Source organism: Stenotrophomonas sp. GD03930, from assembly GCF_029839665.1.
Classification (GTDB): Bacteria; Pseudomonadota; Gammaproteobacteria; order Xanthomonadales; family Xanthomonadaceae; genus Stenotrophomonas; species Stenotrophomonas forensis.
This window is the reverse complement of the sequence record NZ_JAOCAV010000001.1, coordinates 1919475-1943278: the sequence shown is the minus strand read 5'-3', so window position 1 is coordinate 1943278 and position 23804 is coordinate 1919475. Positions and strand designations below refer to the sequence as shown.

Annotated in this window: 21 protein-coding genes and 1 tRNA gene; 13 read left to right on the top strand and 9 right to left on the bottom strand. The window is 67.6% G+C overall.

All coding sequences use genetic code 11. From position 1 onward, the window contains the following. Positions 1 to 21: 21 nt before the first annotated feature. The gene (locus N5C18_RS08720; RefSeq protein ID WP_053511522.1) at positions 22 to 1338 is read left to right on the top strand and encodes a hypothetical protein; all 1317 of its coding nucleotides are present in this window, start codon (positions 22 to 24) and stop codon (positions 1336 to 1338) included. Between the two features lie 3 nt (positions 1339 to 1341). On the opposite strand, the gene N5C18_RS08715 is transcribed toward N5C18_RS08720, so the two are convergent. Continuing rightward, positions 1342 to 1794: a DUF4442 domain-containing protein gene (locus N5C18_RS08715; RefSeq protein ID WP_053511521.1), complete on the bottom strand. Its 453-nt coding sequence runs from the start codon at positions 1792 to 1794 to the stop codon at positions 1342 to 1344. 226 nt (positions 1795 to 2020) lie between these two features. On the opposite strand from N5C18_RS08715, the gene N5C18_RS08710 reads away from it, so the two are divergent. Next, positions 2021 to 2473, top strand: a complete 453-nt coding sequence (locus N5C18_RS08710) for a transposase (RefSeq protein ID WP_279944327.1) — start codon at positions 2021 to 2023, stop codon at positions 2471 to 2473. A 52-nt stretch (positions 2474 to 2525) separates the two neighbouring features. Here N5C18_RS08710 and N5C18_RS08705 read toward each other — a convergent pair whose 3' ends face one another. From N5C18_RS08705 to N5C18_RS08690, 4 genes are all read right to left on the bottom strand, one after another. After that, positions 2526 to 4148: a CHASE2 domain-containing protein gene (locus tag N5C18_RS08705; RefSeq protein WP_279944326.1), complete on the bottom strand. Its 1623-nt coding sequence runs from the start codon at positions 4146 to 4148 to the stop codon at positions 2526 to 2528. Further along, a complete protein-coding gene (locus tag N5C18_RS08700; RefSeq protein WP_279944325.1) occupies positions 4145 to 5806 on the bottom strand; it encodes a FecR domain-containing protein in 1662 nt (553 codons plus the stop codon). Before N5C18_RS08700 ends, N5C18_RS08705 begins: the two co-directional genes overlap by 4 nt. 152 nt (positions 5807 to 5958) lie before the next feature. Next, a complete protein-coding gene (trxA, locus tag N5C18_RS08695; protein ID WP_053511519.1) occupies positions 5959 to 6816 on the bottom strand; it encodes a thioredoxin in 858 nt (285 codons plus the stop codon). Positions 6817 to 6956: 140 nt separating this feature from the next. Continuing rightward, positions 6957 to 7223: a hypothetical protein gene (locus N5C18_RS08690; RefSeq protein ID WP_279944324.1), complete on the bottom strand. Its 267-nt coding sequence runs from the start codon at positions 7221 to 7223 to the stop codon at positions 6957 to 6959. Between the two features lie 156 nt (positions 7224 to 7379). Between N5C18_RS08690 and N5C18_RS08685 the strand changes: the two genes are divergently transcribed. From N5C18_RS08685 to N5C18_RS08645, 9 genes are all read left to right on the top strand, one after another. Beyond that, on the top strand, positions 7380 to 7979 hold the full coding sequence (locus N5C18_RS08685; protein ID WP_279944323.1) for a DUF998 domain-containing protein: 600 nt from the start codon (positions 7380 to 7382) through the stop codon (positions 7977 to 7979). 105 nt (positions 7980 to 8084) lie between these two features. After that, positions 8085 to 10727 carry a leucine--tRNA ligase gene (gene leuS / locus N5C18_RS08680; RefSeq protein WP_053511525.1) on the top strand — a complete coding sequence of 881 codons (2643 nt, stop codon included), beginning with the start codon at positions 8085 to 8087 and terminating at the stop codon, positions 10725 to 10727. Positions 10728 to 10863: 136 nt separating this feature from the next. Then, a complete protein-coding gene (gene lptE, locus N5C18_RS08675) occupies positions 10864 to 11448 on the top strand; it encodes an LPS assembly lipoprotein LptE (protein WP_164087332.1) in 585 nt (194 codons plus the stop codon). 9 nt (positions 11449 to 11457) lie between these two features. Next, positions 11458 to 12495 carry a DNA polymerase III subunit delta gene (gene holA, locus N5C18_RS08670; RefSeq protein ID WP_053450438.1) on the top strand — a complete coding sequence of 346 codons (1038 nt, stop codon included), beginning with the start codon at positions 11458 to 11460 and terminating at the stop codon, positions 12493 to 12495. 3 nt (positions 12496 to 12498) lie between these two features. Continuing rightward, positions 12499 to 13164: a nicotinate-nucleotide adenylyltransferase gene (gene nadD, locus N5C18_RS08665; protein ID WP_053450437.1), complete on the top strand. Its 666-nt coding sequence runs from the start codon at positions 12499 to 12501 to the stop codon at positions 13162 to 13164. 58 nt (positions 13165 to 13222) lie between these two features. Further along, positions 13223 to 13633, top strand: coding sequence for a ribosome silencing factor (gene rsfS, locus N5C18_RS08660; protein WP_008265938.1), 411 nt, complete (start codon positions 13223 to 13225; stop codon positions 13631 to 13633). A 64-nt stretch (positions 13634 to 13697) separates the two neighbouring features. Beyond that, positions 13698 to 14168 carry a 23S rRNA (pseudouridine(1915)-N(3))-methyltransferase RlmH gene (gene rlmH / locus N5C18_RS08655; RefSeq protein ID WP_005418108.1) on the top strand — a complete coding sequence of 157 codons (471 nt, stop codon included), beginning with the start codon at positions 13698 to 13700 and terminating at the stop codon, positions 14166 to 14168. A gap of 22 nt (positions 14169 to 14190) precedes the next feature. After that, positions 14191 to 14267: transfer RNA gene (locus N5C18_RS08650), tRNA-Asn, on the top strand. A 134-nt stretch (positions 14268 to 14401) separates the two neighbouring features. Continuing rightward, the gene (locus tag N5C18_RS08645; RefSeq protein ID WP_279944322.1) at positions 14402 to 15376 is read left to right on the top strand and encodes an alpha/beta hydrolase; all 975 of its coding nucleotides are present in this window, start codon (positions 14402 to 14404) and stop codon (positions 15374 to 15376) included. 20 nt (positions 15377 to 15396) lie between these two features. Here the strand turns inward: N5C18_RS08645 and arcD are convergent, their stop codons facing one another. From arcD to N5C18_RS08625, 4 genes are all read right to left on the bottom strand, one after another. After that, positions 15397 to 16818, bottom strand: coding sequence for an arginine-ornithine antiporter (gene arcD / locus N5C18_RS08640; protein WP_279944321.1), 1422 nt, complete (start codon positions 16816 to 16818; stop codon positions 15397 to 15399). A gap of 137 nt (positions 16819 to 16955) precedes the next feature. Then, positions 16956 to 19751, bottom strand: a complete 2796-nt coding sequence (locus tag N5C18_RS08635; RefSeq protein WP_164242007.1) for a TonB-dependent receptor — start codon at positions 19749 to 19751, stop codon at positions 16956 to 16958. 199 nt (positions 19752 to 19950) lie between these two features. Further along, positions 19951 to 20610, bottom strand: coding sequence for an energy transducer TonB (locus N5C18_RS08630; RefSeq protein WP_279944320.1), 660 nt, complete (start codon positions 20608 to 20610; stop codon positions 19951 to 19953). Between the two features lie 218 nt (positions 20611 to 20828). Then, positions 20829 to 21566: an SIMPL domain-containing protein gene (locus N5C18_RS08625; RefSeq protein ID WP_006460407.1), complete on the bottom strand. Its 738-nt coding sequence runs from the start codon at positions 21564 to 21566 to the stop codon at positions 20829 to 20831. A gap of 131 nt (positions 21567 to 21697) precedes the next feature. Here N5C18_RS08625 and N5C18_RS08620 point away from each other — a divergent pair, with 131 nt between their 5' ends. Beyond that, complete coding sequence (locus N5C18_RS08620) at positions 21698 to 22306, top strand: Maf family nucleotide pyrophosphatase (RefSeq protein ID WP_279944318.1); 609 nt, start codon at positions 21698 to 21700, stop codon at positions 22304 to 22306. Beyond that, positions 22299 to 23786, top strand: a complete 1488-nt coding sequence (gene rng, locus N5C18_RS08615; RefSeq protein ID WP_008264487.1) for a ribonuclease G — start codon at positions 22299 to 22301, stop codon at positions 23784 to 23786. Before N5C18_RS08620 ends, rng begins: the two co-directional genes overlap by 8 nt. Positions 23787 to 23804: the final 18 nt, after the last annotated feature.

The window sequence follows — 23804 nt, the reverse complement described above, 5'->3', positions numbered from 1 at the left end:
ACGGCACATGGAAGGGACGCTGTGTTGAAGATACTGCGTGGGTTGGGTTGGACCCTGCTGGGCCTGCTGGTGCTGGCCATCGTCGTGTGGTGTGCCTCGCGCATGTGGCCCATCCCCGAATCGCGGCTGCAGGCGCAGCAGCGGCTGGAGACCCGCCTGCCGGCACCCGGCCGCAATGGCTATGCGCAGTTGTGGACGCTCGGCGTTGACGGCCTGGATGCCCGCCAGCGCGAGCAGGCGCTGGCCGAAGACGTGCGGCGCTGGGACGCCGACCCGCACGGCAATAACGTCACACAGCCCCAGCTGGCCAGCGCCCCCGGCGGCTTGCATTCGCGCCCATCCGCCAGCTGCGGCCCGGCCGCCAGCGGCTGCCTGGCGCAGGTGCGCGCCGATCCGCAGCGGTTTGCCGAAGCCCACGCCGGTCACCAGCTGCTGCATGCGCGCCTGGACCAGCTGGCCGAGGCGGACCACTTCGTGTCGCCGTTCCAGCCGAAGGGCGAAGGCATCCAGGTGCCCCTGCCGACCTATGGCCTGGTGATGGATGCCACCAGCGCCCGCGCGCTGGCCTACGTACAGGGCGATGTTGATGGCGCCCTGCGCGGCAGTTGCCTGGGGCTGCAGCTGGGGCGCCGGCTGGTGCCCGGGGGCAGCTATCTGGTCGAGAGCATCGTCGGGGCCAGCCTGGTCCAGGCCAATGCACAACTGCTGGCCGACATGCTGGTTGAACTTCCAGCCGACCACCCGCTGCCCGCGGAATGCGCGCTGGCGATGCAGCCGATGCGGACCGACGAGCAGAGCCTGTGCCGGGCGATGCAGGGCGAGTACGCGATGAGCCAGGCGGCGATCGAAACCTCAGCGAGGGAATTCGGCGGCGTACTGGTACTGGACCGCAGCAGCACCCTGGCACGCGTGGCCGGTAATATCGGTTGGGCCTGCGGCGCGGCGGCAACGGCGGCACTGGAGGCGGATCGTCCGTTGCCCGTGTCGGCGCCGCCACAGCGTGACTTCGGTTGCCTGTCGAACATCATGGGTTGCGTGCTGACGGATATCGCCGCACCGGCCTATCCCGCCTATTCGTCGCGCACCCAGGACGCCGCTGCGATGCTGCGGCTGCTTGGGGCGCAGCGCTGGCTGCGGCAGCAGGCGGATGACCCGGCAGACGCGCTGCAGCGCCTGCCGGAACAGTTCCGCTCGCCGGTGCGCGCCCCGCAGTTGTCGGCCGATGGCAGCCGCCTGCAGGTGCCACGCCGCTCCCCGTCGCGCAGCGTTGCCGACAGCCCCTGGCTTTCGGTACCGCTGCAGGCTTCGCCCGCCACGGGGGCAACGGCGCGCGACTGACGCTCAGCGTGCGTGTGGCTTCAGCCGCAGGTAGACCTGCTTGCGCACCTGCGCGACCACTTCACCGCTTTCATCAACCACGTCGTTGCTGAACCAGCGCAGCACCTTCTCGCCGCTGGCCGCTTCGGCACGCAGCTCGTCCAGCAGCGCGTCATCGATGCGGAACGAGGTTCGCACGGTGCCGCGGCCGGGCTTGAGAAAATCGATCGCACCGGCGCGGTCCCACACGTAGTAGTCGCGGCCGAGGATGTGCAGCAGGCCGAGCATCCAGAACGGATCGGTCATCGCGAACAGGCTGCCGCCGAAGTGGGTGCCGACGTAGTTGCGGTTCCAGGGCCGCATGCGCAGTTCGACGTCGATCTGTCGGTAGTCCGGCGAGACCCGGGTGACGTGGATGCCGGTGAACAGGAACGGCGGCCAGAGATTGATGCCGAAGCGGAACAGGCGGGCGTTCATGCGGGTCCGGGGGCGCAGGGCGAGGTCTACAGTCTAACCATTCGCATGCGTATGTTGCACCAGCTGACGGATCATCGCGATTCTGGCGTGACGGCAGGCGAGAGTAGAGTCGAGCTTGCTCGACTGCTTCCAGCGGGCCTCAATCGAACGAGTTCAGACAATGTCTGATCGCCATTTCGGGGTCTCCTGATAGGTATGGCCGTGAACCGCGGTCCATGCTGCCCGTATGCCCAGTCCAGCCTTGTTGCGCGGCCAATGCTCCACGGTCGGATGCTTCTACGTAGTCACCACTGTCACTGCCGGACGCCAACGCGTCTTTGCAGACCCGCGATGCGTGGATGCCTTGACTGATGAGCTGCGAGGCAGCGACTGCAAGGGGATCACGCGGTCATTGGCTTGGGTGGTGATGCCGGATCATCTGCACTGGGTTCTGCAGTTGCGCGAAGGTACGCTTGGCCGTTGCATGCAATCACTCAAGTCCAGGGTGGCGAACGCGGTCAACGCGCACTCCGGTGAAGGACGCCCGGTGTGGCAGCGGGGCTACTACGATCACCTGATCCGGAATGAGGAGGATGTCCGGCAACAAGCGCTGTATGTCATGGCCAACCCTGTACGTGCGGGTCTGGCATCAACCCTGGGGGAGTATCCATTCGCATGGTGTTGTTGGCCGCTCGAATGATGGGCGCGCAGTCGAGCAAGCTCGACTCTACAGGCAGAGTGCACATGGTGCCTCACGCGCCGTCGATCACAAACCCGTCGCGGCCATTGGCCTTGGCCTGGTACAGGGCGGTGTCGGCGCCTTCGACGAAATGATGCGGTTGCAGTTCTCCGTCCGGCACGCGGGTGAACACACCGATGGTGAGGGTGACCCGCTCGCCGCCGCCATCACCCGGGGACGGCAGTGCCCGTACGCAGGCGATCAGGTCGTCGATCACCAGGAGCGCGCCCTCGGCCGGTGTATCCGGCAGCACCAGCGCGAATTCGTCGCCGCCGTAGCGTGCGGCCATGTCGCGCGGGCGCCGCGCATGCGCGCCGATCAGGCGGGCGACATCGCGCAGCACGCGATCACCCACCTGGTGGCCGTGGAGGTCGTTGTGACGCTTGAAATGGTCCACGTCGATCAACGCCAGGCTCAGCGGCTTGCCACTGCGCCGCGCGGCGTCGCATTCCTGCTGCAGCGACTGCTCGAAGCGCAGGCGATTGCCCAGGCCGGTCAGCGCATCGCGGTTGGCCTGGCGGTGCCAGGCCGAGATCCGCCAGATCGCCCAGGCCAGAAGCACCAATAGAATGCCCAGCATCGCGGTGGCCGGCGCCCACCACAGATCGCTGCTGCGCAGCAGCAACCAGCTCAGCAATGGGGCCGCCGGCAACGACGCCAGCGCCGCAAGCCAGGGCAGGCGCAGGCCGAGCAGGAGGACGCACAGTGCGACCAGCACCGCGCTGATGGCCTGTTGCCATGCCGAGGGCAGTACATCGATCTGCTTGTGCTGCAGCAGCATCGAAGCGATGTTGGCCTGGTACTCGCTGCCGCTCATCCAGAATTCGCGGGTGGTTGGTGTCAGCAGGCGCGGCGCGATGCCACTGGCGGTCATGCCGACCACGATGCGGCGGCCCTGCAGCATCGCCATGTCGACGTGGCCATCGAGCACGTCGGCGTAGGACACCTGCGGCAACCGCTCCGGCGGGCCGGCGTAGCGCACGCGCACATAGTCGTCGCGTCGCCATTGATAGGGCGAGCCGACTCCGGGGTCGGGGTCGGGCAGGCCGTGCACGGCGCCCGCCGGCAGGCCGGCCAACGCCAGGCCCAGCGCCGGCCAATGTGGCTGGCCGATGCCGGCGTGCAGGTAGAGGCCGCGGGCGACACCGTCGCCATCCACTTCGACATCGGTGTGGCCGATGGCTGCAGCGCTGGCCGCGATCTGCGGGATCGGCAGCATTTCCTCGGCCATGCGGTCACCCGCGGCGGGCGCGGCCAGTACCGGCAGCACCACCCGGCCATTGCGGCGGATGGCCGCCGCCAGCGCATCGTCCTGGCGGCTGTCGCGCCGATCCGGTTCGGACAGCACCAGGTCCAGGGCGACGCGCTCGGCACCAGCATCGGTCAGACGGTCCAGCAGGCGCGCGTGTATCGAGCGCGGCCAGGGCCACTGGCCGATGCGTTGCAGGCTGCCTTCGTCGATGGCCACGATCAGCACGCTGGGGTCGGGGCGGTAATCCCAGCCACCGACCAGTGCGTCGTAGGCGCTCTCGTCCTGCCGCCACAGCCATTGGCCCTGGCTGGCCAGCACGGTCAGCACACCGGCCAGCAGGGCCAGTGCGATCCGTTTGCTCCACGGCAGTGGCGAACGCCTCACAACAGCAACCAGAGCAGCACGGCGCCGCCGCCGGCGCCGTAGCACAGGCGGCACGCCAGCTTGATCTGCTGGGCGGGCGAAAACTCGCCGGCATGGCCGTCGTCGTCGATGTACTGCACGCGCACATGCAGGGTGCCGCTCCACGGCCGCTTGAAACTGACCTGCGGCTCGGCCACGGTTTCGTCGACCAGCGGTGCCTTGAAGTCGCCATGGCGATCGACCTGCACCCGGTAGCGCTGGCCTTCGCTGCCGGCCTGCCAGCGCAGGGTCAGCTCACCATGGGCCGCTTCCGGCGGTTGCAGCGCCGGGTCGACCGGTTCATTGCTCAGCTGCAGTGGCAGTGCCTGGCCGTAGCGGCCCTGGTGGCCATTGCCATCGCGCGACGCGACGCGCCAGAAGTACTGGCCTGGCGGCAGGGACTGCGCCAGGCGCAGGTCGGTGCCATGGGTCGCCTGTTCCTGTAGTGGCTGCCGGAACGTGGGCTCGGAGGCGATCTGCAGCACACTGCTGCGCGCGCCGGGGGCCTGGCTCCAGCGGAAGCGCGGGCGGTCGCTGTTGACCGTCTGCCCGTGCAGCGGCGATACGGTGATCGGCGGTGGCGGCTGGTCGCTGAGTTCGAAATCGGCGCTGGCGTCGAGGCCTTCCACGCCCTGCGCATCGACCGCGCGCAGCAGGACGCGCAGCTGGCCGGGCGGCAGGTCGCCGATGGCCAGGCGGGTATCGGTGGTGGTGGCAGCGAACAGGAGGATTTCCGGTGTGGCTGCCTGCACCACTTCCACGCGGTAGTGCGCGGCGCCGGTGACCGGCGCCCACGCCAGCAGCGTCGGCAGCGGCGCCAGGCGCAGTTCGTCGCTGCGCAGCTGCGGTGCCGGCAGCAGCGGGGAGACCGCGTCCGGTGCGGCGTCGGCGCTGCCGCTGAGCGTGGCCTGGCCCGGCCGGACCAGGCGCTGCCCGTGGGTGTTGCCAACCTGCACCTTGCCCTGCAGGACTTCGGTCGCACCGACCTGGCCGGCGTCGCCGGCGCTGACCCGGAACACGGTGCCGCGCACGCTGCTGGTCGCGGTGGGCGCATCGATGATGTAGCGCGATGCCGGGCCACGGGCGGGCGTGACCCGGTTGCTGGCGCGGCCCTGCTGCAGGCGCAGGCGGGTGTCCACCATGCCGGTGTGGCCATAGCGGCTGAGCTGGTCCAGGCGCAGGCGCGAGTACTCACGCAGCTGCAGGCGCGAAGCGTCAGCGAACTCGAGGGTGACGCTGGATTCGCCCTCGGTCTGCACGGTGTCACCGATACGCAGCTGCTCGCCCGCCAGGATCGCGCGCGTGGCGCTGCCATCGGCGCCGGACAGCTCGACCTTGCCGCGAACCGACAGCACGCGGGCCGGTGCGGGCTCGGTACGCAGCCAGCTGATCGGGAAGCGCAGCAGCTGGCCGGGCGGCAACCGATAGGGATTGTCGATGCGGTTGTGCTGTTGCAGCTGTTGCCAGCGTACCGAGGGCTTCAGGTACAGGCCGCCCAGATCCCACAGTGTATCGCCGGGACGGACCCGGTAATTCCAGTCCTGGGCGCCGGCCACGCCTGGCAGCAGCAGGAGGAGAAGGGCACACAGCAGGGCGCCCTGGAAGCGCTTGGCGAACGACAGCGAGCGGACGAAGGTCACAGTTTGCAATCCCGGCAATGCGGGGGTGCAGCTGCAAGACCCGATGGCCCCGACCTCATCCCCCCGAACGGATCGTGGCGGCCGAACGGCCGCCATCTCGCGCATTATTGCCCGCGTTCAGTGCAGGGATTCTGAACGAAGGGGGCTCCCGTTCAGAACAGCAGAGAGGCCATCCTGCGGCGGTACTGGCCAACGAGGTCCTCGTCGGAGATCACATTGAAGGCGTCGATCAGGGCCTTGCGCGGCAACCCTTCCTCGAAGCTGCGATCGATCCGCAGCATTTCCAGGAACTGGGCCAGTGCGGCCTCGTCATGGCCGCCGAGCAGCAGCTGTACCCCCCGCAGGTGGCGGGCCTTGAGGTCATTGCCGTCGGTGGCGATGCGCGCGTCCAGCACTTCAGCCGCAGGGGCGTCCTTCAGCGCGGCCGCGAAGGACAGGCGGGCACGGGCACGGACGGCGCGGTCATCGGTGGCGAGGTTGGCGGGCAGGCCGTCGATCAGCGTGCCGGCTTCATCCACGCCGCCGATCTGCAGCAGGGCCATGGCCAAGTCGAGCTTGAGTTCATCCTTGTCCGGCTCGGCGGCGATCTGCGCGCGCAGCACGTCCACCTGCGCCTGCGGGTCCAGCGGTGCTGCGTCCTCGGCGATGGCGTCGCCGATATCGGCGGGCACGATCCCGTGCTGGGCCAGGAACTCGCGCAGCTGGCCTTCCGGAATCGCGCCGGGGAAGCCGTCCACCAGCTGGCCACCCTTGACCAGGAACACGGTCGGTACCGAGCGGATCTGGAACGCCGCCGCGATCTGCTGTTCCTTGTCGACGTCGACCTTGGCCAGCTCGAAGGCGCCGTTGTACTCGGCCGCCAGCTTTTCCAGCATCGGGCCGAGGGTCTTGCACGGCCCGCACCAGGTGGCCCAGAAATCGACCAGCACCGGCGTCTGCAGCGACTTCTGCAGGACTTCGGCCTCGAAGGTCGCGGTGGTAGCGTCGAATACGTAGGTCGTCTCGGTCATGGGGGAGGCATCGTCTGGCATCTGGAGACCGATTCTATGGTGACGATCAATGTCAGACTCAACCCTTGATGGCGCCCTGAACCATGGCCATTCCCGGCAGGAGAGGGCAGGCGCGGGGCCTGCCCTCGATGCGCCGGCCGTTACTTCAGCTGATCGCAGCGGACGTGATGCACGATCCAGCGCCCGGTCTTCAGCGGCAGCGTCGTTTCGGAGATGCGGGCCTGATACAGCTCGGCCGCGGTGCGGGCGTCGGACGCCTTGATTATGGGGCCTCCGAAGAAGTTGCTGCTCGGCGGTGCCGTGGCGCTGGGTGCGCCGATCCAGGCCGAGCACTGGAACTCGCCGGCGTGAGCGGTGGCGGCCAGGCCCAGGCTGAGCGCGCCGGCGACGAGGATGCGATGGATCATGGGAGGTCTCCCTGCATGGCGGGACTGCCATGCCCCGAGCATCGCGCGCAGCATGCCGGCGCGGATATCGAATGATTCTGAAATGTGCCGCCGCTTGGCGCTCCGCATCGTTGCCGCGACAATGGCCGGTCTTCCGCTTCTTGGTGAATCCGCGCGATGTCCGTGCTCCGGCGTGATCGTTGGTGGGGGCTGCTTGCTGCAGCCATCTTCGTCCTGGCCGTGGTGGGCTTCGGCGCGGCGCTGGACGGCTACGCGCAGGCGCGCCACCCGGTGGCCCTGCTGGGCGCACAGGGCGTGCCGCATGCGCTGGGGTTCAATCTGCTGGGCTTCGTGCTGCCCGGCGTGCTGGCCACGGTGGTCGCCGAGTGCCTGCGCCGCCGCCTTCCGGCCACGGCCGGCTGGGCGCCGCGGGTGGGCAGCCAGATGCTGCTGCTGGCCGGCCTGGCCTTTGCGGCGATGGGGCTGCTGCCGCTGGACGTGGATGACCTGCATGGACCGGCCAGCCAGCTGCACGCCAGCGCCTGGATGGTCTGGGTGCTGGGATTTGTTGCCGGCGCCCTGTTGCTGGGCATCTCCCACCTGCGCCAGGGTCCTGGCAAGGCCCTCGGTGGGGTGGCGGTCATCTGTGCCGTACTGGCGGCAATGGCGGCCTTTGCCCTGCAGGGCGTGCTGCCGGCACCGCTGGCGCAACGCGTGGCTTTCGCCTGCTGGGCGGTCTGGCTGGCCCTGGCCCTGCCTCTGTCGCGGGCTCGCTGAGACGGTCTCCACGCGTGGGCGGCGCCTGCGGGCGGCAGTCAGGATTGGAGACGTTTGCCGCACTGCGGTACGCTGTACCGCTTTGCCGCCGCATCCGCGTGTTCCATGACCAGCGCTGAAACCAACGCCTACGACCCGCAGCAGGTTGAATCCGCCGCCCAGAGCTTCTGGGATGCCACCCGTGCCTTCGAGGTCGACGAGACTTCGGACAAGCCGAAGTACTACTGCCTGTCGATGCTTCCGTACCCGTCCGGTGCGCTGCACATGGGGCACGTGCGCAATTACACCATCGGTGACGTGATCAGCCGCTACAAGCGCATGACCGGGCACAACGTGCTGCAGCCCATGGGCTGGGACGCGTTCGGCCTGCCGGCGGAAAATGCCGCGATCAAGAACAAGACCGCGCCGGCGGCGTGGACCTACAAGAACATCGACCACATGCGCAGCCAGCTGCAGTCGCTGGGCTATGCCATCGACTGGTCGCGCGAGTTTGCCACCTGCCGTCCGGACTACTACGTCCACGAGCAGCGCATGTTCACCCGGCTGATGCGCAAGGGCCTGGCCTACCGCCGCAACGCGGTGGTGAACTGGGACCCGGTCGACCAGACCGTGCTGGCCAACGAGCAGGTGATCGACGGCCGCGGCTGGCGTTCCGGTGCCCTGGTCGAGAAGCGCGAGATCCCACAGTGGTTCCTGCGCATCACCGACTACGCCCAGGAACTGCTGGACGGCCTGGATGAGCTGGAGGGCTGGCCGGAATCGGTCAAGACCATGCAGCGCAACTGGATCGGCCGTTCCGAAGGCCTGGAGATCCAGTTCGATGTGCGTGACGTGGACGGCGGTGTGCTGGATCCGCTGCGCGTGTTCACCACCCGCCCGGACACCGTGATGGGCGTGACCTTCGTGTCGATCGCCGCCGAGCACCCGCTGGCGCTGCACGCGGCGAAGAACAATCCGGAACTGGCGGCGATGCTGGCCGACCTGAAGCAGGGCGGCGTGTCCGAGGCTGAACTGGAAACCCAGGAAAAGCGCGGCATGGACACCGGCCTGCGTGCCCTGCACCCGGTCACCGGCGAGCAGGTGCCGGTCTGGGTCGCCAACTTCGTGCTGATGGGCTACGGCACCGGCGCGGTGATGGCCGTCCCGGGCCATGACCAGCGCGACAACGAAGTGGCCAACAAGTATGGCCTGCCGATCAAGCAGGTGATCGCGCTGAAGGATGCGCGCAGCGAAGAAGAGCGCAGCTGGGACGGCAGCCGCTGGCAGGACTGGTACAGCGACAAGAGCCGGCAGACCGAACTGGTCAACTCGGCCGAGTTCGACGGCCTGGACTTCCAGGGTGCCTTCGAAGCACTGGCCGAGCGTTTCGAGCGCAAGGCCCAGGGCCAGCGCCGCGTCAACTACCGCCTGCGCGACTGGGGCGTGAGCCGCCAGCGCTACTGGGGCTGCCCGATTCCGGTGATCTACTGCGCCAAGTGCGGTGCAGTGCCGGTGCCGGAAGAGCAGCTGCCGGTGGTGCTGCCGGAAGACGTGGCGTTCTCGGGCACCGGTTCGCCGATCAAGACCGACCCGGAATGGCGCAAGACCACCTGCCCGGAGTGCGGCGGTGCGGCCGAGCGCGAAACCGATACCTTCGACACCTTCATGGAGTCGAGCTGGTACTACGCCCGCTACACTTCGCCGGGTGCGCGTGATGCCGTCGACAAGCGCGGCAACTACTGGCTGCCGGTCGACCAGTACATCGGCGGCATCGAGCACGCGATCCTGCACCTGATGTATTTCCGCTTCTACCACAAGCTGCTGCGCGACGCGCGGATGGTCGACAGCAACGAACCGGCGCGCAACCTGCTGTGCCAGGGCATGGTGATCGCCGAGACCTACTACCGCCCGAACCCGGACGGCTCGAAGGACTGGATCAACCCGGCCGATGTGGAAGTGCAGCGCGATGAACGCGGCCGCATCACCGGCGCCACCCTGATCGCCGACGGCCAGCCGGTGGTGGTCGGTGGCACCGAGAAGATGTCCAAGTCGAAGAACAACGGCGTGGACCCGCAGGCCATGGTCGGCAAGTACGGCGCCGACACCGTGCGCCTGTTCTCGATGTTCGCCGCGCCGCCCGAGCAGTCGCTGGAGTGGAACGAGGCCGGCGTGGATGGCATGGCCCGCTTCCTGCGCCGCCTGTGGGCCCAGGTGCAGAAGCACGCTGCCGACGGTGCCGCCCCGGCGCTGGACGCGGCCGCGCTGGATGCCAGCCAGAAGGCGCTGCGCCGCAAGACCCATGAAACCATTGGCAAGGTCGGCGATGACTATGGCCGCCGCCACAGCTTCAACACCGCCATTGCCGCAGTGATGGAGCTGATGAACGCGCTGGCCAAGTTCGAGGACGGCAGCGGGCAGGGCCGTGCGGTGCGCCAGGAGGCGCTGCAGGCCATCGTGCTGCTGCTGAACCCGATCACCCCGCACGCCAGCCATGCCCTGTGGCAGGTGCTGGGCCATGGCGAGACGCTGCTGGAAGACCAGCCGTTCCCGCAGGCCGATGCCGGTGCGCTGGTGCGCGATGCGCTGACCCTGGCCGTACAGGTCAACGGCAAGCTGCGTGGCACCATCGAGGTGGCGGCCGATGCCGCGCGCGAGCAGGTCGAAGCACTGGCCCTGGCCGAGCCCAACGCGGCCAAGTTCCTGGAAGGCCTGACGGTGCGCAAGATCATCATCGTTCCGGGCAAGATCGTGAACATCGTCGCCGCCTGATGTACCCCGCACCGGCCACCTGCGTGGTGGCCGGTGCCATTCCGGTGCAGGGCCATGCATTTGCTGGCCCTGCATTCACGCGGCTTCGGGCAGGCTGTGTGTTGCCGTGATCGCCCGGCTCCGCCAGACTGTCTACATGACCCGAATCCTGCTTGCCCTCGTTCTTGCCCTCGGCCTTGCCGGCTGCGGTTTCCATCTGCGCAGCAAGCTGATGCTGCCGACCGACACCGCGCCGGTGAAGGTAGTCTCCACCGCGCCGTACAGCGAACTGGTCAAGCTGCTCAACCGCAGCCTGCTCGCCTCCGGTGCCAAGCTGGCCGACGAGGACAGCAAGGAGCCCAGTGCCCAGCTGCAGGTGCTGTCCGAACGCTGGGGCGACCTGCCGATCGCCATTGATTCGCAGGGCCGTGCGCAGGAGTACAGCCTGCGTTACGCGGTGATCTTCATCTTCCGTCGCGAAGACGGCAGCGAGCTGGTGCCGCAGCAGGTGATCGAGTTGTCGCGTGACTACGTGTCGCCGCCGACCGACGCCACCGGTACCACCACCGAGCGCGAGATCCTGGCCGATGAGCTGCGCCGGGAAATGTCCGCATCAATCATCCGCCGCATCGACAGCGTGGTCCGCGCCGAGCTTGAGAAGGGGGGCAGCCTGTCGGCACCGAAGGCCAAGCCCGTCGAAGGCGCGGTGCCGGCCGAGCCGGTTCCCGCAGCCAAGCACTGAGCAGCGAAGATGGAACTGCGTCCGGAGCAGCTGGCCAGCCAGGGCGCTGATGTTGCACTGGCGCCGGTCTATCTGATTGCCGGCCCGGAGACGCTGCGCGTGCTGGAGGCGGCCGACGCCATCCGCGCGCGTGCGCGCAGTGCCGGGATCGGCGAGCGCGAGGTGTTCGACGCCGATGGCCGCGATTTCGACTGGAACCAGCTTGACGCCAGCTTCAATGCGCCGAGCCTGTTCAGCGCCCGTCGCCTGGTCGAGGTGCGCCTGCCCAGCGGCAAGCCGGGCAAGGACGGCGCCGAGGTGATCAGCCAGTTCTGCGCCAACCCGGCGCCGGACGTGGTGCTGATGATCACCGCCAACGAATGGAGCAAGGCCCACCAGGGCAAGTGGGCCGAGGCGGTCAACCGCATCGGCGTGCTGTCGGTGGCCTGGGCGATCAAGCCGCACGAGCTGCCGGACTGGATCGAGCGCCGCCTGCGTGGCAAGGGCCTGCGGGCCGACCCGGCCGCCGTGCAGCGATTGGCCGAGCGGGTGGAAGGCAACCTGCTGGCCGCTGCCCAGGAGATCGACAAGCTGGCATTGCTGGCCGATGGCCAGCCGCTGGATGTGGAACGGATGGAATCGCTGGTGGCCGATGCCGCCCGCTACGACGTGTTCCGGCTGCTGGAGGCGACGTTCTCCGGCCAGCCGCCGGCGGTGCTGCGCATGCTGGCCGGCCTGCGCGGCGAAGGCGAAGCGGTGGCCGCACTGATGCCGATGGTGATCCGCGAGCTGCTGGCCGGTGCCGGCCTGGCCCGGGTGCAGGCGCGGGGCGGCAACCTGGCCGCCGAAATGAAGTCGCGGGGCATCTGGGAGTCGCGGCAGGCGCCGTACAAGCGTGCGCTGCAGCGCCACCCGGAAGGCAAGCGCTGGGAGCGTTTCGTGGCCGAAGCCGGGCTGGTCGACCGCATCGCCAAGGGGCGGGCCGACGGCGATGCCTGGCTGGCGCTGGAGCGCCTGCTGGTGGCCGTGGCCGAACCGCGTGCGGTGCGCCTGCTGGCGCGGGCCTGAGCGATGAGCCTGCGGATCTATTACGGGGGCACCTTCGATCCGGTGCACCTCGGGCACCTGGCGATCGCGCGTGCCGCCCGCGATGAACTGCAGGTGGCGGTGCGCATGCTGCCGGCGGCCGACCCGCCGCATCGCGCGGTACCCGGTGCGACCGCCGAGCAGCGCTGCACCATGCTGTCGCTGGCCATTGGCGACGAGCCCGGCCTGCTGCTGGACCGCCGCGAGCTGGACCGTGCGGCGCGTTTCCCCGGTCGCCCGTCCTACACCGTCGATACCCTGCGCGAGCTGCGCGCCGAACTGGGGCCGAGCCGGCCGCTGGCCTGGCTGGTCGGTGCCGACAGCCTGCTGGGCCTGCCCAGCTGGCACGAATGGGAGGCCCTGTTCGGGCTGGCCCATTTCGTGGTGGCCGAACGCCCGGGCAGCCCGCTGCGGGCCTCGGTTGACGGCGCGCTGGGCCGTGCCCTGGAAGGGCGCTGGGCCGACAACGAACAGGCGCTGTTCGCCAGCCCGGCCGGCCGCATCCTGCGCCTGCACCACCCACTGCGTGACGAATCAGCCAGCGCAGTGCGCTCGCAGATCGCCTCCGGCGGGCCCTGGCGTGCGCTGCTGCCGCCCGCCGTGGCCGACTACGTTGCCGTCCACGGGCTGTACCGCCCCTCCACGCCGTGAATGCCGCAGCTGCGGCTTGCCCGTATAATCGCCCCCACGTTTATCGAGTCGATCCACTTTGAGCAACCAGACCCAGCCCCAGACCATCAAGGTCGATCTGCCCAGCCCGCCGCCGTCCGTGCCGGAACTGCTGGCCAGCGTCCGCCAAGCCACCGAAGACCTGAAGGCCAAGGACCTGGTCGAGATCGACGTGCGCGGCCGGTCCAGCGTTGCCGATTACATGATCGTCGTTTCGGGTACTTCGACCCGCCACGTCAAGTCGATTGCCGACGAAGTCGTGCGTTTCGCCAAGAACATCGACGTGATGCCGCTGGGCGTGGAAGGCGAGCGCGAAGCCGAGTGGGTGCTGGTTGATCTGGGTGACGTCATCGTCCACGTGATGCTGCCGCGCGTGCGCGAGTTCTACGCGCTTGAACGGCTGTGGACGGTTGGCGACCAGCCGCCGCCCAGCGACGACGAAGTGGCCTGAGCCACGCAGTGCTGCACCCTTCGACGGCGCCGATGGCGCCGTCGACGTTTTGGAGATGCCATAGATGAAAGCGCGCCTGATCGCCACCGGTGAACGCGCACCCAGCTGGGTCGCGCAGGGGTTTGCCGAGTACCAGAAGCGGCTGTCGCACTGGCTGCCGTTCGAGCTGGTGGAAATCGAGCCTGGCCTGCGTGGCAAGGGCCGCGATCCGCGCCGCGCCACCGAAGACGAAGGCAAGCGGGTGATCGCTGCATTGCCGAAGAATGCGTACGTGGTCGCGCTCGACGTGCCGGGTCGCCAGCTCAGTTCCGAACAGCTGGCGCAGCGCCTGGAACATTGGCGTGGGCAGGGCAGGGACCTGGCCTTCCTGATCGGCGGCCCGGAAGGGCATTCGCCTGAAGTCTCGGCATTGGCCGATGAGAAGTGGTCGATCGGGCCCCTGACGCTGCCGCACATGCTGGTGCGGCTGGTGGTGGCCGAGCAGCTGTACCGTGCTGCGGCGATGATTGCCAATCACCCCTACCATCGCGCGTGAAGAGTGGTTATACTAGTCGTCTGCCCGAATAGCTCAGCCGGTTAGAGCACTTGACTGTTAATCAGGGGGTCGTTGGTTCGAGTCCAACTTCGGGCGCCACTTTGAAAAACCTGCATCGCGAGATGCAGGTTTTTTTTTGCGCCGGGTAGAGTCGAGCTCGCTCGACTGCTCTGTTGATCGGCCACGACAGTCGAGCAAGCTCGACTCTTACAATGCAGCGTCATCGACCAAGGATGTTGATCGTGCGCGCACTCCTGTTGCTGGGCTCGCTGCTGCTTGTGGTGCTGCCGTTCGCCTCGGCGAAAGCTGAACCTCCCACCTGGCACCCGCCGCAGGGCGCCACGGAGCTGCCGTTGTGGCCGCATGGCAAGGCGGCGGTGCCGCCGAAACTGAAGGGACCCGAGCAGCTCAGTGAGGCGATTTCCGAAGCCAGTGGCGAACGCTGGATGATGCTGCAGAACGTGGCGGTGCCGACCCTCACCGTGTTTCCGCCGAGGGAGCCAGGCAACGGCGCTGCAGTGATGGTGGTGCCGGGCGGTGGCTACCGCGTGCTTGCGATGGATCTGGAAGGCAGCGAGATCTGCCAATGGCTGACCACGCAGGGCATCACCTGTGCGTTGCTCAAGTATCGCGTGCCGGCGTCGGGACCGAACTGGGACCGGGACTGCAACTGCCGCGATATCCCATCGGTGCCGATGGCGCTGCAGGATGCACAGCGTGCAATGGGAATGCTGCGTGCGCAGGCCGCGCGCTGGAAGATCGACCCGAAACGCATCGGCGTGATCGGCTTTTCCGCGGGTGGCCATGTGGTGGCTGGCCTGAGCACGCATGCGCAGCGCAGCTACACGCCGATCGATGCGGCCGATGCACAGCCGAGCCGGCCCGATTTCGCGATGGTCATGTATTCCGGGCACCTGTGGGCAGGGCACGGCAAGGGGCTGTCGCTGGTCAAGGACATCGTCGTGGATGACAAGGTGCCGCCAACGTTCATCGCGCAGGCCACCGACGACCTTACCGATGACGTGCGCGAATCGCTGGCCTACTACCGTGCCTTGATCGATGCCGGCGTGCCGGTGGAAATGCACCTGTTCGCACGCGGCGGCCATGCGTTCGGCCTGCGCAGGCAGGATGCACCGGTCGCCGCATGGCCCCACCTGGCCGAGCGCTGGATGCAGGACATCGGCATGTTGCCGGAACGCCCGTTGTAGAGCCGGGCCCATGCTCGGCTCTACAGCGTCAGCTGGCCCTTCGAGAACGCCACCAGCGTGGCAATCGCCACCAGCAGAATCGCAGCGAACAGCACCCACTCCCAACGCGTGAACACCCGCTCGCCGCGCTGGCGCCGGGTCAGCGCGAACAACACCACGCCGGGTACGTACAGCAGTACCGACAGCAGCAGGTTGTCGAGGCCGCCGGCATACACCAGCCACAGCGCATAGGCACTGGCCAGCAGTGCGACGCCGAAATCGCGCCAGCGCACGCCCGGCTCGCCTGCGTAGGCGTGCCCGCGCCAGGCCAGTTGCACGCCGAACGCGGTGGACAGGAAATACGGCACCAGGCTCATCGACGCGGCCAGCAGCACCAGCCCGGTGTAGCTGCCCGCATTGACCAGCACCAGCAGCAGGAACAGCTGGATCAGGCCGTTGCTCAACCAGAGCGCGTTGGCGGGCACGCCGCGTGCGTTTTCGCGGCCCAGGAACGCCGGCATGGTGCCGTCGCCCGCTGCGGCATACAGCACTTCGGCACACAGCAGCACCCAGGCCAGCAGCGCACCGAGTACGGAAATGATCGAACCGATGATGATCACCGTGGCCCCCCACTCGCCGACGATGGCACGCAGCACGTAGGCCATCGAAGGATTGGGCAGCCCGGCCAGTTCAGCCTGCGACAGCACGCCCATCGACAGCAGGCTGACCAGTACCAGCAGCAGCCAGACACCGAGGAAGCCGATCACCGTGGCGCGGCCGACGTCGGCGCGGCGGGCGGCACGCCGCGAGTAGATGCTGGCGCCCTCGATGCCGATGAACACCCACACGGTGACCAGCATCATGCCGCGCAGCTGCTGGCCGAGGTCGCCGAGTGCAGGCGTGCCGAGGAAATCCGCGCGGAACACATCGAGGCGGAATGCGCCTGCCGCGAGCACCAGGAACAGCGCGATCGGCAGCAGTTTGGCCACGGTCACCAGGCCATTGACGATGGCCGCGGTGCGCAGGCCACGCAGCACCAGTAGATGTACGGTCCACAGCAGCACGGACGACGCTGCGACCGCGGCCGGCGTGTTGCCTTCACCGAAGACCGGCATGAAGTGGCCGAGGCCACTGAAGATCAGCACGAAGAAGCTGGCGTTGCCAAGCACGGAGGCGACCCAGTAGCCCCACGCCGCAGAGAAACCGATGTAGTTGCCGAAGCCCTCGCGCGCATACGCGTAGATGCCGGTATCCAGGTCCGGCCGGCGGTTGGCCAGCGCCTGGAACACGAAGGCCAGCATCAGCATGCCGGCGCCACTCACCGCCCAGCCGATCAGTGCGGCGGCCGGGCCGGCGCTGCGCGCGACGTTCTGTGGCAAGGAGAAGATGCCAGCACCGACCATCGAGCCGACCACCAGTGCGGTCAACGCGGGCAGGCCCAGCCGTTGCGATGTTGCGGCCATGGAGATCCCCTGCGGCAGTGATGCCGCGTGGACACGGTAGCCGCGTGGCCGTGAACACGCCTGCAAGGGCCAGGAAGACGAAGGCCCGGGCAGGTGCCCGGGCCTTCGAAGGTACTGCATGCAACGGCTTTCCGCTGTTACTTGAACGTGTACTTGAAGCCGACGGTGTAGTAACGGCCCAGCGCACCGGAGAAGTGCATCGGGTTGTAGTTCACCGCACCGTAGGTGGTCGGATCGAGCGGGGCGATTCGATCGAACACGTTGGCCACCGAGGCATTGAGTTCGAACGAATCGTTGATGCTCCAGCGGCCCGACAGATCCATCGTGGTGAACGAAGAGATCTTGGTCACCGGCGTTTCGTCAGCGTAGAAGGCCAGGTAGCTGCCGCCACGACTGCCCGTGTTGTCCATCTTGCTGATGTAGTTGACGATGCCGCTGACGCTCCACGGGCCCTGCTTCCAGGTGGTGCCGAAGTTGACCTTGTCCTTCGGCGTACCGATGCAGTTGGTGACATCGCAATTGCCGTGGGTGCCCACATAATCGACCGTCTTGCCGCCTTCGGTACGTTCGAACTTCAGGATGTGGCTCCACTGCAGGTCCAGCTCCAGCTGGCCCGGGCCGATCTCGAAGGTCTGGCGGATGTCGGTGTCGATACCGCGGACGCGCGAGGAACTGGCATTCACGTAGCCGGTGTTGACGGCCAGGATGGTGCCGCTGTTGGCCACGCCATTGAGGTCATTGCTGTCACGCAGCACGTTGCCGGCAAGGATGGCGTCGTCGGTGTTGCCCTGGACGATCTCGTTGGTGCGCTTGATCTGCCATGCGTCGATGGTCATCGAGGTGGTCGAGGTCGGCTGCAGCACCAGGCCGATCGAGTAGCTCTTGGACTCTTCCGGCTTCAGCAGCTTGTTCGGCTTGGTGATGATCGCCACCGAATTGGCACCGCACTCGCTCGCTGCGCCGCCACTGATCTGGCAACGCACCGGATCGACCGCGGAGGAGAAGGCGGCCAGGCCACCATCGCCGTTCTCGGCCGGGTTAGGCGCGCGGAAGCCTTCGGCGTAGCTGGCGCGCAGGGCGATCCAGTCGGCCGGGGTCCACTTCACGCCCAGCTTCGGCGTGGCCTTGCCTTCACCGCTCTCGTACTTGTCGTAACGCAGCGCGCCGGACAGTTCCAGCTGCTCCAGTACCGGTGCGGACAGTTCGACGTAGCCGGCGTAGACGTTCTGGGTGCCGTCATAGGCCGAATAGCCCAGGCCGATGATGTCGCCCTGGTCGGTGTAGGTCTGCGGGGTCAGGCTGTTGCTGGTCTTGCGCCACTCGGTACCGATCGCCAGGCCCAGCGGGCCACCCTTGAGGTCCATCAGGCTGCGCGACACGGTGAAGTCGAACATGTCCAGGCTCGACTTGGCACGCGCGCTGATCTTCGGCGAGATGTAGTCGTACAACGCCTGCGAGTTCTTGCCCGCATCGTCACCGATGCGCCACACGCCACCGGCGCAGTTCGCATTGCCCAGTGCGCACTGCACGGCGCTGTAGCGCAGGAAGCCGGTGCGCTCGTTGGTCAGGTCGGTGCCTGAGTGCAGGTAGGCGGTGTCGTAGCTCCAGTCGCCCCAGTTGCCCTTGATGCCGACCAGGAAGCGGTTGAACTCGTTGGTGTTGTCGGTCACGCGCGGGCCGACATCCCAGGCCGAGTAGCGCACGCGGACCGGCGTACCCGGGGTCGGGTTGTCCGGGTGGTTCGGGCCCAGCACGGTGGCGCCAGGGCCGGAGTTGGCATTGACCGGGCCGCCCGGATAGCCCCAGCCGCCCGACACGCCGGACGGGGTGTTGCTGAAGATGGTTTCCTTCTTCGAGTAGCCGATCTCGGTGTAGATCTCGCCGCCTTCACCGAAGGCGAAGCTGGCACGGCCGAACACGTTGACGTACTTCTCTTCCGGAATCAGGTCGCGGTACTGCTGTGCCGGATCCCACAGGCAGCCGTCGGCGGCGATGCTGGCCGGGGTCTGGCCACCGATGGTGGTCAGGCCGGTGCAGCCGGGCAGCGGCACCAGGTGGCCGGTCGGATCGAGGTAGGAACCGTTCGGGCCTGCGCCACCTGAGGTGCCGCCACGGGTGTAGGCACCGCCAAGGAACTGCGCGGTCTTGTCATAGCCCCACGGGCGGGTGTCGCCGGTACCGATCCACTTGCGGTTCTTGCGGTCGCTCAGCTTGATCGCATCGGTCTTGCCGACGTCCAGGCTGAAGAACGCATTCCAGCCATCGGTGGCCAGATCGCCGGTACCGGCGGTCAGGGTCGCCTTCTTGGCGTCGCCGTCGCTGTCACCGGACAGGCCGTAGGAGCCACGCAGGATGACGCCCTGGAAGTCGCTGCGCAGGATGATGTTGACCACGCCGGCGATGGCATCGGAGCCATAGATCGCCGAGGCGCCGTCCTTCAGCACTTCCACGCGTTCAACGGCGTCGAGCGGGATGGTGCTCAGGTCGGTGAAGACCTTCTGGCCGTCATCGGCCAGGCCATAGGTCGCCATGCGACGGCCATTCAACAGTACCAGCGTCGAGCCGGCGCCCAGGCCGCGCAGCGAGATGCCCGCGCCACCGCCGGCAAAGCCGTTGCCGAAGGTCTTGGGAATCGAGCCGGCGCCATCGGCGGTGATGGTCTGCAGGTACTCGGCCAGCGAGGTCTTGCCGGTGCGGTCGATTTCCTGGCGGGTCACCACCTGCACCGGGGACGGTGTTTCGGTGTTGGTACGCGGGATGTTCGAACCGGTGACCGTGATGCGGTCGAGGTTGGTGGCCTTTTCCTGCGCGAAGGCGGAGGTGGAAGCCATGGTGCCCACCAGCAGCAGGGTGCCGCCGGCAAGGACGTGGGTGATGGACGATGCCAGGGTGCAGCGGCGGCGGCTGGCGGGCCGTTGGATCAGGTGTTTCACAGCTTCTCTCCTAACTGGAAAACCGTAGCGTTGAGGGCTGTCTCCGGTACTGCCCGGGACGGATCAATCTAGGTTTCCGACAGGTGACGAAGTAGTGAAATTTTGCTTAATTCGTAACGCTTGATCACGGACTTTGCCGAGTCTGTCCTTTCGCGCGTGAAGACCGGCCCGGAAGGTTGCCGGGCCGGCCCTGAAAGCTTCAGTCCGGCAGCGAGAACTGCACCGGTACCAGGCCGATGGCCGGTACCGCTATGCCATCACGCTGTGCGGGCTCGAAGCGCCAGCGCTTGAGCACCTGCTGGCGAGCGGCCTGGTCCAGGCTGCGCGAGCCGCTGCTGCGCTCGATGCTGACCGCGACCGGTTGGCCGCTGCTGTCGACCTCCACCCGCAGCAGCACCGTGCCCTGCTCGTGGTTGCGCAGTGCCGGCACCGGGTAGGACGGCGGTGGGGCGCTGCGGTATTGCAACTGGGCACCGGCCAACGGCGTCGAACGGTCGATGCCCGGGGCCGACTGCACCGGTGTCGATTCGGCGGCGGGCGTGACGATGCCCTGCGCCTCCTCCAGCGTGGCGGTCGGCGTTGGCAACGGCGTTGTTTCCTTCGGCACGCTCTGCTGCTTCGGCACGACGTCCACATGCTGCGGCTCCACGTACTTGGGCGGCGGCGGCAGCGGCTTGGGCAGTTCCTTGGGAATCAGCCGCACCGTGGTGGTGTCACGCGGCAGCGTGGTGATGGCCTGGTAGGTTGCCGGGATCAGCAGCAACAGGAAGGCCAGAAGATGCAGGGCGATGGCCGCGCTCCAAGCGGCAACGCGGGCGGGGTCGAAGTGCGGGGATGCAACGGGATACGTACGAACCATGGTCCACCTCCATGCCAGTGACGAAGTCCTCAACGCACCAGGGCCCGTGGCGGGGTTGCCGCACGCGGCTGGCAGTCCATCAGTAGCGCGGCATGGCAGCCACTGCCTAGAGGCAGGGGCATGATCGTTGTGCTGGCCTTCAGCCAGCCCCAGCAGCAGGCATGAAAAAAGGCGGGCCCCCGTTCGGGACCCGCCTGGTTCGGCACGGGCGGCGGCGATCAGCGGCCCAGTTCGAACACCACGTCCAGGTTGACCGAGACGGTCGATTCACCCGGCGCGACCGGGGTGGCCTTGTCCATCGCCGCCCCGGCGGCCATGGCACGCATCATCGGCATGGGGCGGTAACCGCCACCGGCGTTCTCGGAGATGCTGACGATGCGGCGCACCTGCAGGCCCAACGACTTCGCATAGGTCTGGGCACGCGCCTGCGCCTTCTTCAGCGCCGCCAGGCGGGCTTCGTCATACACCGGTTCGGGCTGGTCGATCTCGAAGCTGGGGCCGTTGATCTGGTTGGCACCCTGCGCCGCCAGTGCGTCCAGCACCTTGCCGAGCTTGGCGATGTCGCGCACCTTCAGGCTGACCGTGTTGCTGGCCTGGTAGCCGGTGATCTTCGGTGCTTCATTGTCGGCATAGCGGTACTGCGGGTTGAGGCTGACACCGCTGGTCTGCACGTCGCGCTCGGCAATGCCGGCGGCCTTGATCGCGGCCAGTACCTTGTCCATCTGCTGGGCGTTCTGGCGCATGGCGCTGTTGCCATCGGCGGCCTGGGTGACCACGCCGGCCGACAGGGTGGCCACGTCCGGAACGCGAGTGGCCTCGGCGTTGGCCGAGATGTTCAGCAGGGTGCCTTCAGCCGGGGCGGCGATCGACGGCGACGGCGGGGCAGCATGGGCGGTCATCGAGGTTCCAAGGGCGAGGGACAGGGCGAGCAGCAGCGGGGTGGCGGTCAGGCGCATGGAGAACTCCTTGTTGTGCCAGTGAGGGTGGTGTCGTAGCGATGAACGCGCTGTGAGCCTGTTCGGGGTTGAGCGCGTTCCGGAACGGGTTGCCGACGATTCAGGTGGCGGCCTCAGGTTATGCTGTGCCGATGCTCTATCTTGCTTCCCGTTCCCCCCGACGCAACCAGTTGCTGGCCCGACTCGGACGCCCCTTCCAGGCCCTGGACCTGGAGGTCGCCGAGCAGCGCGCCGCGGCTGAAAGTGCCGAACACTATGTCTGCCGGGTCGCCGCCGACAAGGCGCGCGCCGGGCTGGCCCGGGTGCTGGCCGATGACCCGCAGGCGCGGGTGCTCGGTTCGGACACCGAAGTGGTGCTGGACGGTGAAGTGTTCGGCAAGCCGGTCGATGCCGCCGATGCGCGGGCGATGCTGGCGCGCCTGGCCGGGCGCACCCACCAGGTGATGACCGCCGTGGTGGTGGTCGGCGCGCAAGGGCTGGACAGTGAGCTGGTCATCTCCGAGGTGACCTTCGCGCCGATCGACGCCACCGACATCGCCGCCTACGTAGCTACCGGCGAACCGTTGGACAAGGCCGGTGCCTACGCCATCCAGGGCGGCGCCGAACGCTGGATCGAGCACCTGTCCGGCAGCTACTCCGGCGTGATGGGGCTGCCGTTGCTGCACACTGATCGTTTGCTGGCGCGCTGCGGCGTGCCGGCCCCCATTGCCGATGCCGCCAGGGAGGCTGCAGATGTCTGAGGAAATCCTGGTCAATGTGACCCCGCGCGAAACCCGGGTCGCGGTGATCGAAAACGGCATGCTGCAGGAACTGCACATCGAGCGCGGCTGGCGCCGGGGTGTGGTCGGCAACATCTACAAGGGCAAGGTGCAGCGGGTCATGCCCGGCATGCAGGCCGCCTTCGTCGAGGTCGGGCTGGAGCGCGCCGCGTTCCTGCACGCCAACGATGTGGTGCGCCCGGCCCCGGTGGCCAGCGCCGATACCGAAAACACCACTCTGCCGCCGCCGGCCAGCGTGCCGATCGTCGAACTGCTGCGCGACGGCCAGGACATCGTGGTGCAGGTGGTGAAGGATCCGATCGGCACCAAGGGCGCGCGCCTGACCACGCAGATCAGCATTCCCTCGCGCTACATGGTGCTGCTGCCACAGTCCAAGGTGGTGGGCGTGTCGGCCCGCATCGAGGACGAGACCGAGCGCGCACGCCTGAAGGCGCTGGTGACCGAGCTGTCGGCACAACACGGCGGTTACGGCTACATCGTGCGCACCAATGCGGAGGGCCAGCCGGCCGAGGCCATCGCCGAGGACATCGCCTACCTGTCGCGGGTATGGAACGTGGTCGAGCGCCGCGGCCGCGAAGCCGCCTCCTGCAGCATCATCTACGAAGACCTGAGCCTGCCGCTGCGTTCGGTACGCGACCTGATCCGCAAGGACGTGGACAAGGTGAAGGTGGACTCGAAGGAGACCTTCGGCCAGCTGCAGGCCTTCGTTGCCAAGTACATGCCGGTGCTGGCCGAAAAGCTGGAGCTGTATTCCGGTGACCGCCCGATCTTCGACATGTTCGGGGTGGAGGATGAGATCGGCCGCGCGCTGGACAAGCAGGTGCCGCTGAAATCGGGTGGCTACCTGGTGATCGACCAGACCGAGGCGATGACCACCATCGACGTCAACACCGGTTCGTTCCTCGGCCAGCGCAACCTGGAAGAGACGGTGTTCCGCACCAACCTGGAGGCCGCACAGGCGGTGGCGCGGCAGCTGCGGCTGCGCAACCTGGGCGGCATCATCATCATCGACTTCATCGACATGGACGATGCCGAGCATCGCCGCCAGGTGCTGCGCACGCTGGAAAAGGCGTTGGCCCGCGACCATGCCAAGACCACCGTCTACGACTTCTCGCCGCTTGGCCTGGTGGAGATGACGCGCAAGCGCACGGTCGAGAGCCTGGAGCGCCAGCTGTCGGAAACCTGCCCGCAGTGCAGTGGCCGCGGCAGCATCAAGACCACCGAAACGGTGACCTACGAGATCTTCCGTGAGATCACCCGCGCGGTGCGCCAGTTCGATGCTGCGCGCCTGCTGGTGATCGCTTCGACCAAGGTGGTCGCGCGCATCACCGACGAGGAATCCTCGGCGGTGGCCGAGCTGGAGGAGTTCCTCGGCAAGAGCATCCGCTTCCAGGCGGACGAGCAGTACCTGCAGGAGCAATTCGATGTCGTTCTGCTCTGATCCTCGCCGGCCGCAGGC